The 3,670-nt window shown below is 51.0% G+C and carries 2 protein-coding genes and 2 pseudogenes; 1 reads left to right on the forward strand and 3 read right to left on the reverse strand.

Annotated features, from left to right (window positions below; all coding sequences use genetic code 11):
- Positions 1-55: 55 nt before the first annotated feature.
- The 3 genes and pseudogenes from ACKOVI_RS01045 to ACKOVI_RS01055 all read right to left on the reverse strand — a co-directional run.
- Positions 56-358: pseudogene (locus ACKOVI_RS01045) on the reverse strand (biotin/lipoyl-containing protein); the annotation flags it as partial.
- Positions 359-375: 17 nt separating this feature from the next.
- A complete protein-coding gene (gene lpdA, locus ACKOVI_RS01050) occupies positions 376-1,743 on the reverse strand; it encodes a dihydrolipoyl dehydrogenase (protein WP_509601963.1) in 1,368 nt (455 codons plus the stop codon).
- 211 nt (positions 1,744-1,954) lie between these two features.
- Positions 1,955-3,451: a leucyl aminopeptidase gene (locus ACKOVI_RS01055; RefSeq protein WP_509601965.1), complete on the reverse strand. Its 1,497-nt coding sequence runs from the start codon at positions 3,449-3,451 to the stop codon at positions 1,955-1,957.
- A gap of 58 nt (positions 3,452-3,509) precedes the next feature.
- On the opposite strand from ACKOVI_RS01055, the pseudogene ACKOVI_RS01060 reads away from it, so the two are divergent.
- Positions 3,510-3,670, forward strand: a pseudogene (locus ACKOVI_RS01060) (glycine cleavage system aminomethyltransferase GcvT); the annotation flags it as partial.

The raw sequence follows: 3,670 nt of genomic DNA on the forward strand, positions 1-3,670 counted from the left end.
CAACTGACAAAGTTGATACAGAGATCCCTTCACCGGTAGCCGGCATCCTGCAGAAGATTGTTGTTGGCGTAGATGCCACAGTTGGTGCAGGTGCGGCAGGCGCAGGTACTGATGCGTTTGCACTATCAGCAATCACTGCGAGCTCAGCACCGACTGCAACAGTGACATCTACGCCAACAACAATCTTCTGCAGGATGCCGGCTACCGGTGAAGGGATCTCTGTATCAACTTTGTCAGTTGATACCTCGAGGAGTGGTTCATCGACAGCGACGTGATCGCCTTCTGCCTTGAGCCAACGTGTAACTGTTCCTTCAGATACTGATTCGCCAAGCGCTGGCATCGTTACTGAAAATGACATGTTGTTTCTCTCCTCTATTAACCGTGTGCGTGAAGTGGCTTGCCGGCAAGTGCAAGGTGCGCTTCGCCCATAGCTTCGGACATTGTTGGGTGTGCATGGATAAGAGGAGCTACATCATCTGCAGTTGCCTCCCAGTTGAAGATCAATTGTGCTTCAGCAAGAAGTTCGCCAACACGTGCACCGACCATATGGATTCCAAGAACTGGACCATTCTTCTGTGCAACGAGCTTGATAGATCCTGCTGTCTTAAGAATCTGTGCCTTGCCGTTTCCAGCGAGGTTGTAGTCAACTTCGACAACGTCATAACCGCGCTCTTTGGCAACCTTGGTAGAGAGGCCAACTGAAGCAACTTCTGGCTCTGAATATGTAACGCGAGGAACGCCGTCATAGTTGATTGCGCGCGGATTAAGTCCGGCGATTGTCTCTGCAACGAGGATTCCTTCCTGGAATCCAACATGTGCAAGTTGAAGAGTAGGAATGATGTCACCGACTGCGTAGATGCCAGGAATATTTGTGCGGCAGTGATCGTCAACGAGGACATAACCGCGATCCATGGCAATTCCAGTTTCCTGGTATCCGATGCCGTCTGTTACCGGCCCGCGTCCGATGGAGACAAGAAGAACATCTGCAGTGAATTCGCGACCATCTTCAAGTGTGACTGTGACCGAATCTGGGTTGACGCGATGGGACTTGAACTTGATTCCAAGTTCGAAGTTGATTCCACGCTTGCGGAATGCGCGCTCAAGAAGTTTTGATGATGATTCATCTTCAAGTGGAACGAGATGGTTAAGGCCTTCGATGATTGTGACATCGACACCGAATGACTTCCATACAGATGCGAACTCGCAACCGATGACTCCGCCGCCAAGAACAATCGCGCTCTTTGGAATGTAATCTAGCTTTGTTCCGTGGTCTGATGTGATGACGCGCTGGCCATCGATATCGAGGCCAGGAATTGTCTTTGCGTAGGAACCTGTCGCAAGGACGATGTTCTTACCGGTGTACTGCTGACCATTGACTTCGACAGTGTTGTTATTGACTAGGCGTCCTTTGCCTTCAATAAATGTGACATTGCGCGACTTGATCAAACCTTGGAGGCCTTTGTACAAACCCGCGATGACGCCATCCTTATAGGAGTTCACACCATTGATGTCGATTGAATTCAATTGAGCGTTGACGCCGAATACGTGAGATTCGCGAGCGCTATCTGCTACTTCACCCGCATGGAGCAGAGCTTTTGTTGGAATACATCCACGATGAAGACACGTGCCGCCAACTTTGTCTTGTTCGATGAGTGCTACCGATAAACCGAGCTGAGCTCCACGAAGAGCTGCTGCGTAACCGCCGCTGCCTCCACCGAGAATGACAAGATCAAAATTCGACATCGAGCAACTCCTTTGAGCCCTTGCAGGCACCTGCTGGGGAAATCATCAACAGCCATATCTTGCCAGCCTTAAGCGTGGATGACTAACTCGAGGAGAGTCTGCTGCCTCACTATTGGGCGGCAGCAATAGCCATTCCCTCGGGCTTACTTGCTTGCAGCAATAGCCATTCCCTCGGGCTTACTTGCTTGCAGCAATAGCCATTCCCTCGGGCTTACTTGCTGGCAGCTATAGCCATCTCAACTAGTGAACGGAAGGCCACACCAGTACCGCCAACAGGCGTATATCCATGTGGCTCGCTCTCGTTGTAGGCAGGTCCGGCGATATCCAAGTGAAGCCATGGAAGCTCATCGGCAACAAACTCTTTCAGAAATAGCCCAGCAACCAACATTCCGCCCATGCGCTCACCCATATTGGCGATATCAGCGACGGGAGAATCGAGGCTTGGGCGAAGATCGGCAGGAAGTGGCATTGGCCAGAATGATTCTCCGGACGACTTAATGACATCCATGAAGTGGGCAGAGAATTCTTCATTGTTGGTCATGACAGCGCTTGTGCGCTTTCCGAGTGCAACAACTTGGTGGCCCGTTAACGTCGCAACGTCAATGATTGCATCGAGGTCCTTTGCCTCTTGCGCCTTTACAAGTGCATCACCCAAAACAAGACGACCCTCAGCATCTGGGTTGATTACCTCAACAGTCTTGCCACCGTAGATGGTGATGATGTCCGAAGGACGAGTTGCATGATCACTGACCATGTTCTCTGCAAGTGGTGCCCACGCTTCGATTGCAACAGGAACCTTCAAAAGTGCAAGCGCGATGGTGGCTGCACATACCGCTGCAGCACCAGACATATCAGATTTCATAGCCTCCATGCCGAGAGCTGGCTTAAGGGCGAGACCACCAGTATCAAAAGTGATTCCCTTGCCGACGTAGGCATACTTCTTCTTCGCCTTCACGCCCTTGGGTGTGTAGGAGATATTGAAGAGGCGTGGTGGATTCGCTGAGCCTTGTCCAACCCCGATGATGCCTCCGAATCCCTTCGACTTTAACTGAGTATCGGTCATCGTTGAAACTTTAAGTCCGACAGTTGCTCCGCCTGCTTCCTTAACGGCGGCAGTCATCATGGAACAAAATGATGCTGGAGTGAGATGACTTGGGGGAGTATTAATAAGGTCACGAACAATATTGGTGTACTTCGCAATCACTTGTGCGTGATGAGCAAGAGCCTTTGCTTCAGCACCGTGAACCAATGATGAGTAGACAGTGATTGTCTTCAGTGGGCTCTTCTGAGCAGTCTTCGTTGAACCTCGGAATTGATCGAAGAGGTAGCTACCCAGGCCGGCGCCTTCAGCAACAGCTTTAACAGCGCTTGGCGTATTGGCAGGAAGAGCAAAGGTTGCACTGGAATTTCCAGCGAGTGCACGCGCTGCTGCACCTGCAGCGCGACGGAGAGTTTCATCTGCATATGTAGCCTGCGCTTTTCCAAGTCCGGTAAAAACGATGAGTCGCGTTGATGTTCCAGGGATGCGAGTTACTTCATCGCTCTTGCCTGTCACGCCCAGGTCATTCAGAGTTGCAATGAGCGCCTTTGTATCGAGGGCGAGATCGCCAGACTCAATCTGAAGGGCGCCTTTGCCAGACTTGATCGCGACTCCTACTACTAGGACATCGTCTTTAACGATTCCATCGGAGATTTTGATTGTCGACATGGTGCTCCTTTGAGTTGCGATAACAGATTTCAATGCGGGGTAAGTGTAAGTTCTCCATGTGAAAAACTCACCATTGCATCAGAAACATATCGACCTTAACGCGAAGATGGCTGATTTCGGCGGTTGGCTTATGCCGATTGAGTACCCAGGCGCAGGTGTCCTTGCAGAACATGCGGCCGTTCGCGAACGCGTTGGACTCTTCGATGTATCGCATTTGGG

The sequence above is a fragment of the Candidatus Planktophila sp. genome (assembly GCF_046070465.1).
Lineage (GTDB): Bacteria > Actinomycetota > Actinomycetes > Nanopelagicales > Nanopelagicaceae > Planktophila.

Bases quoted from the DNA above. Each gene is read 5' to 3' on its own strand.
- lpdA (WP_509601963.1), bottom strand. From the start codon at position 1,743: ATGTCGAATTTTGATCTTGTCATTCTCGGTGGAGGCAGCGGCGGTTAC.
- ACKOVI_RS01055 (WP_509601965.1), bottom strand. From the start codon at position 3,451: ATGTCGACAATCAAAATCTCCGATGGAATCGTTAAAGACGATGTCCTA.